Origin of the sequence: Staphylococcus sp. Mo2-1, assembly GCF_046721385.1 — a bacterium.
Classification (GTDB): Bacteria; Bacillota; Bacilli; order Staphylococcales; family Staphylococcaceae; genus Staphylococcus; species Staphylococcus equorum_A.
The window spans coordinates 2,871,946-2,877,945 of the sequence record NZ_JBEUUK010000001.1 but is presented as its reverse complement, the minus strand read 5'-3'; the positions used below and the strand labels follow the sequence as shown (position 1 = coordinate 2,877,945).

At 36.7% G+C, this 6,000-nt stretch carries 4 protein-coding genes, 8 tRNA genes, 1 rRNA gene and 1 pseudogene; all 14 read right to left on the bottom strand.

Annotated elements, in window-relative coordinates; genetic code table 11:
• Window positions 1-14: 14 nt before the first annotated feature.
• Window positions 15-90: transfer RNA gene (locus ABLV95_RS14630), tRNA-Ala, on the bottom strand.
• 17 nt (window positions 91-107) lie between these two features.
• Window positions 108-181: transfer RNA gene (locus ABLV95_RS14625), tRNA-Pro, on the bottom strand.
• A gap of 32 nt (window positions 182-213) precedes the next feature.
• Window positions 214-290 (bottom strand) — tRNA-Arg (locus ABLV95_RS14620).
• A gap of 17 nt (window positions 291-307) precedes the next feature.
• Window positions 308-393, bottom strand: a tRNA-Leu gene (locus tag ABLV95_RS14615).
• A gap of 8 nt (window positions 394-401) precedes the next feature.
• A tRNA-Gly gene (locus tag ABLV95_RS14610) sits at window positions 402-476 on the bottom strand.
• A 13-nt stretch (window positions 477-489) separates the two neighbouring features.
• Window positions 490-562 (bottom strand) — tRNA-Lys (locus tag ABLV95_RS14605).
• Between the two features lie 6 nt (window positions 563-568).
• Window positions 569-644, bottom strand: a tRNA-Thr gene (locus ABLV95_RS14600).
• 13 nt (window positions 645-657) lie between these two features.
• A tRNA-Val gene (locus ABLV95_RS14595) sits at window positions 658-730 on the bottom strand.
• 18 nt (window positions 731-748) lie between these two features.
• A 5S ribosomal RNA gene (rrf, locus tag ABLV95_RS14590) occupies window positions 749-863 on the bottom strand.
• Between the two features lie 520 nt (window positions 864-1,383).
• Complete coding sequence (gene lysS, locus ABLV95_RS14585; RefSeq protein ID WP_427705480.1) at window positions 1,384-2,871, bottom strand: lysine--tRNA ligase; 1,488 nt, start codon at window positions 2,869-2,871, stop codon at window positions 1,384-1,386.
• A gap of 266 nt (window positions 2,872-3,137) precedes the next feature.
• Window positions 3,138-3,618, bottom strand: a pseudogene (gene folK / locus ABLV95_RS14580) (2-amino-4-hydroxy-6-hydroxymethyldihydropteridine diphosphokinase).
• Window positions 3,618-3,983: a dihydroneopterin aldolase gene (folB, locus tag ABLV95_RS14575; protein ID WP_460872321.1), complete on the bottom strand. Its 366-nt coding sequence runs from the start codon at window positions 3,981-3,983 to the stop codon at window positions 3,618-3,620. Before folB ends, folK begins: the two are co-directional and overlap by 1 nt.
• Window positions 3,961-4,764: a dihydropteroate synthase gene (gene folP / locus ABLV95_RS14570; protein WP_427705487.1), complete on the bottom strand. Its 804-nt coding sequence runs from the start codon at window positions 4,762-4,764 to the stop codon at window positions 3,961-3,963. Before folP ends, folB begins: the two co-directional genes overlap by 23 nt.
• Window positions 4,765-4,981: 217 nt before the next feature.
• Window positions 4,982-5,914 carry a cysteine synthase A gene (gene cysK, locus ABLV95_RS14565; protein ID WP_460876046.1) on the bottom strand — a complete coding sequence of 311 codons (933 nt, stop codon included), beginning with the start codon at window positions 5,912-5,914 and terminating at the stop codon, window positions 4,982-4,984.
• Between the last annotated feature and the right edge of the window lie 86 nt (window positions 5,915-6,000).

The window sequence follows — 6,000 nt, the reverse complement described above, 5'->3', positions numbered from 1 at the left end:
TTCAATAAATAATATGGTGGAGACTAGCGGGATCGAACCGCTGACCTCCTGCGTGCAAAGCAGGCGCTCTCCCATCTGAGCTAAGCCCCCATATGAATTTTAAAGAGTCGGGAAGACAGGATTCGAACCTGCGACCCCTTGGTCCCAAACCAAGTGCTCTACCAAGCTGAGCTACTTCCCGTACATAATTTAATTGATTAACACTTTTAAAGATGGTGCGCCCGACAGGGGTCGAACCTGTAACCTCTTGATTCGTAGTCAAGTACTCTATCCAGTTGAGCTACGGGCGCTATATTAAAAATGATAATGCCGAGAACCGGAATCGAACCGGTACGGTGATCTCTCACCGCAGGATTTTAAGTCCTGTGCGTCTGCCAGTTCCGCCACCCCGGCAAAAATAATGGAGCAGAAGACGGGATTCGAACCCGCGACCCCGACCTTGGCAAGGTCGTATTCTACCGCTGAACTACTTCTGCAAATAAAACTGTATGAGCCATAGTGGGCTCGAACCACTGACCCTCTGATTAAAAGTCAGATGCTCTACCAACTGAGCTAATGGCTCATGAAATGGTGCCGGCCAGAGGACTTGAACCCCCAACCTACTGATTACAAGTCAGTTGCTCTACCAGTTGAGCTAGGCCGGCTATCATGAAGTGATGGAGAATGACGGGTTCGAACCGCCGACCCTCTGCTTGTAAGGCAGATGCTCTCCCGCCTGAGCTAATTCTCCACATATTTTTAATATAAAGCCTGGCAACGTCCTACTCTTGCGGAACGTAAGTCCGACTACCATCGGCGCTAAAGAGCTTAACTACTGTGTTCGGCATGGGAACAGGTGTGACCTCTTTGCTATTGCCACCAGACAAATTAACTTACTCAATTAATAATACATTGTTTGTTAATCATTTGCAATAGTCAATTTTACACTATCTTAAAGATTTGTTTACAAGACTTTTACTTGAGTTATGTATGTAGTGCTTGTCGTTTTTGACGACTTTTATATATTAATTCATTTTCACTTTAAAGTCAATACTTTCCGAACATTTCTCGAAAATAAATATTTTAAATGTTTATGCATGTCTTGTTTCGTTTCCTTAACTCGACTTGAATAATCTTATCACATAGAATCTATCTTTACCATACCTTTTTTAGGATATTATTATATTTTAATAGCATTATAATACTTAATTGTATCTTATTACTAATTTAATTAATTTATTTAGACTTATTATCCTCTATTCTCTCTCATTTGTGGCCTGTCTATAGAAACCAAAAAGAAAAAAAGACCATATATTACGTCTCACCAATGTGAAATCGCAACATATGATCTAGATTAAATGACTAAATCAATTATTACTTAGCTTATACCCAGCTTTTAATAATTTATTTTTGTTTCATATAAGGGAATAACAATACATCACGGATAGAAGCAGAATCAGTAAGTAGCATAACTAATCTATCAATACCAATACCTAAACCACCTGTTGGAGGCATGCCGTACTCTAATGCTTCAATGAAATCTTCATCCATTTCATGTGCTTCATCATTACCTTCTTCTTTTTCTACTAATTGCGCTTCAAATCTTGCTCTTTGATCAATAGGATCATTTAATTCTGTGAATGCATTACCATGTTCTCTACCTACTATGAATAATTCAAAGCGATCCGTAAATCTTGGGTCCTCTGGATTTTTCTTAGCTAGTGGTGAGATTTCGATTGGATGCCCATAAATAAATGTTGGTTGAATTAATGTCTCTTCAACTTTTTGCTCAAAGAACTCATTTAAGATATGACCATATTTCATATTATCTGTTATTTCAATACCATGTTCTTTAGCTAATGATTTAGCTTCTTCGTCAGTTTGTACCTCGAAGAAGTCTACACCTGTTTCTTCTTTAACTGCATCAGCCATATGAACTCGTTTCCAATCAGACTCTAAATCTATAATCTCTTCGCCATAGTTTACTCTAGCAGTACCAAGTACTTTTTCAGAAATATGTCTAATCATATTCTCAGTTATATCCATGATATCGTGATAGTCAGCATACGCTTCATATAATTCAATCATAGTGAATTCTGGATTATGTCTCGTTGATACGCCTTCGTTTCTGAAAACACGTCCAATTTCATAAACTTTTTCTAATCCACCTACAATTAAACGTTTCAAATGTAATTCGATTGCAATTCGCATATATAATGTTGCGTCTAAAGCATTGTGATGTGTTTCGAAAGGACGCGCAGCAGCTCCACCAGGAATTTGGTGCATCATAGGCGTTTCTACTTCTAAAAATCCTCTTTGATTTAAGTAATTACGCATTTCTTGCAATATTTTACTGCGGTTAATAAATGTTTGCGTGCTATCTTGGTTTGTAATTAAGTCAAGGTAACGTTGACGATAACGCTGTTCGATGTCTTGTAAACCATGGAATTTATCAGGTAATGGACGTAATGCTTTAGTCAACAACGTGAACGCTTTAGCTTTAACAGACAATTCACCTGTATTCGTTTTGAACATTACACCTTCTATGCCTACAATGTCTCCAAGATCTGCAGAATTCCAAACTTCGAATTGTTCGTCTCCAACTTGATCTTTTCTTACGTAAATTTGTATTTGACCAGTTAAATCTTGAACATGGGCAAATCCAGCTTTACCTTTTCCACGTTTAGTCATTAGACGACCGGCGATACTTACGTTGCTTTCATCTTCTTTGTCATGTAATTCTTCTTTTGTATATGTGTCCCAATCTTCATGCAATGGGGCAGCTGTAGAAGTACGCTCAAATTTTTGACCAAAAGGATCGATACCTAAATCATATAATTCTTGTAATTTTTGACGGCGAACTTGCATTTGGTCGTTCATTTCTTCTGACATTACTTTCTCTCCTTTATGCTTCTTGTTCTATTTTTTATTCTACTTTAGCTTCTATTTTCACTTGGAACGTTTGATGGTTATCTATCATTTGTTGTTCTGTTTATTTCAAAGCTTTTCTAGTCTTACCATTTACATAAAGTACACATTTAGCCTACATCCATTTTGACTGTAAGCTGAAATGTAACTTTATCTACACTAGCCATAGGAGCAAGAACTACTCTATTATATATCTCTACGACTCCCATTTTCCACACATTTTATAACTATTAATCTTTATACATTTTGACTGAATCGTCTGCAGTCACTATACTTCCAATTTTTTTATTAGAATGAGGTTCTACACAATCAGATGCTATATCATTTAATGGTATAAGTACAAACGCACGCTCCGAGCATACGTGGGTGCGGTACGCTTAAATCTTCTTCATCAATAATATGATTGCCAAATAATAAAATATCAACATCTAAAGTTCTAGGGCCCCAACGTATATCTCTTACTCGGTGTAACTGTTGTTCAGTATGCAGACATTCTTTTAATAAATCTTGTGGTGTTAATGATGTATAAATCTCAATACATTGATTTAAAAATTGTGGTTGGTCGACATAACCTACTGGCTCTGTTTCATATATCGGGGATTTTTGCGTTACTTGAATGCCCTCTGTATTATCTAATATACGGATTGCTTCATCAAGTTGTGCCGCTCTTTCTCCAACATTACTTCCTAATCCTAAATAAGCATATTCCATTAGAGATTCTCCCTCACTATTTCAACGCCCACACCGTCATAATGACCAGGTATAGGTGGATTTTCTTTAGTGATTCTAACTTTCGTTTCCATTACACGATTATAGTGTGAATTTATACGTTTTGCAATACGTTCAGCTAGATGCTCTAATAAATTTACAGGCTTACCTTCCATGATTGCTTTTACTTCTTCAAAAATTTCACCATAATGGACTGTATCTGTAACATCATCAGATTGCCCGACCATACTCAAATCAACTTTCATTGTGACATCAACAATAAATATTTGTCCGATATCATTTTCAGCTGGAAGCGCACCATGATAACTATAGAATCTCATGCCATTAAGAAATATTGTGTCGCTCATCGTCATTCTCCTTTAAATAGTCCATGCTTTGCCCTAATCGAACATTTAATGCAACATTATGAACTCTTACCGCTTTTACGCCTTTCATTATACCATACGCAGTAGTGCCCGCCGTTGCTTCATCACGTTCAGTAGGTGTTGTTTCTGTGCCTATCATTTCTTTTATGAACCTTTTTCTACTTGTTGCTAATAGTACAGGATAACCCGTCGCTACAAGTTCATCTAAACATGACATCACTTCTTTTTCTTCTTCACGTGTTTTTGCAAAGCCAACACCCGGATCAATCCATACTTTATGTTGAGGTATACCTGCCATTTCCGCTTTATTCGCTTGTTTTAATAAATACAACAACATCTCATCCACTACAGGTTCTGTTCTTTGACCATCACCATTGTGCATGAGTACAATTTCACCATTGTATTTCGCTACTACGTTGAAAATACGTTCGTCATAGTGTCCTGCCCATTGATCATTAATCATCGTGGCGCCTAATTTCATTGCGGCTTCTGCCACTTCACTACGATAAGTATCTATAGATAGTTGTACATCTAATTCAGCCAACGCGCTTACAACAGGCACAACACGCTCCAACTCTTCCTCAACGCTTATCTCTTCAAAGCCTGGACGGGTAGATATCCCACCGACATCTATAATATCTACACCTTCGTCCATCATTTCTTTTGCTCTCTTAATCGCTTTTTCAACTGTATTATATTTACCACCATCGGAAAAAGAGTCAGGAGTTACATTTAATATGCCCATAATTTTTGTATGCGTCATAATTATTCTTCTTCCTTTCACTTTATAAATGATTTTTTCTTATGTATTTTATTTACTATTCTATAATAACGTTAATTTTCATTTTTTTCAGTAATCAAAACTTGAAATCAAATATACTAGTTTATTGTTTTTACTTTGCTTACTTATATTGCTTTATATACATACAAAAAACCGACTCACATGCAAATGTGGTCGGTAATTGTTAAATATATATCGCTTAGTCATCAAATGAATATAACGGTGTAGAAAGATAACGTTCACCATTACTTGGTAATACAGTAACAACTGTTTTACCTTTACCTAATGATTTTGCTTTTTCAATCGCCGCAACAATCGCCGCACCTGAAGAAATACCACCTAAGATACCTTCTTCTTTAGCAACTCTACGTGACATATCCATCGCAGCTTCATTACCTACTTTGATAATTTCATCATAAACGTTTGTATCTAAAGTATCTGGTACAAATCCTGCACCTAAACCTTGTAATTTATGGGGACCAGGTTCGCCACCACTTAAGATAGGTGAGTCTTCTGGTTCAATCGCTACAAGATTGATGTCTGGGTATTTTTCTTTTAATACTTTACCCGCACCACTGAGTGTTCCACCAGTACCTACACCGACTAAGAATGAATCAATTGTTTTGCCTTCAAATTGTTCAACTAATTCTGGTCCAGTTGTTAATTCGTGTACACGAGGATTTGCTGGGTTTTCGAATTGTTGTGGTTCGTAATAACCAAATTCTTCTTTTAACTCTTTAGCTTTTTTGATTGCACCTTTCATTGCTTCTGATCCAGGTGTTAATACTAATTCTGCGCCGTATGCTTTTAATAAGTTACGACGTTCTTGACTCATTGTTTCAGGCATCGTAAATACTGCTTTATAACCTTTAGCCGCACAAACAAAAGCTAAGCCGATTCCTGTGTTACCACTTGTCGGTTCAACAATTGTATCGCCTGGTTTAATTTTACCTGCTTGTTCAGCTTCTTCAATCATTGCTAATGCAATACGGTCTTTTACAGAGCCACCTGGATTTTGATATTCAAGTTTCACATATACGTCTGCGGCATCTTCCCCCACAACGTTGTTTAACTTAACAACAGGTGTATTGCCAATTGCTTTTACGATATTGTCTACTGGTTTATTTGTCATTTAGTATTGCTCCTTTTCATTAAAAAGTTTAAAACCTACTTTTTCTCTCGGATATACTTTATATTTTATCAGATTTTTCAGCAAAT

What these genes read in the sequence shown, in the direction of transcription:
- lysS (WP_427705480.1), bottom strand. Translation starts at nt 2,871, where the DNA reads ATGTCAGAAGAAATGAACGACCAAATGCAAGTTCGCCGTCAAAAATTA.
- folB (WP_460872321.1), bottom strand. Translation starts at nt 3,983, where the DNA reads ATGAGCGACACAATATTTCTTAATGGCATGAGATTCTATAGTTATCAT.
- folP (WP_427705487.1), bottom strand. Translation starts at nt 4,764, where the DNA reads ATGACGCATACAAAAATTATGGGCATATTAAATGTAACTCCTGACTCT.
- cysK (WP_460876046.1), bottom strand. Translation starts at nt 5,914, where the DNA reads ATGACAAATAAACCAGTAGACAATATCGTAAAAGCAATTGGCAATACA.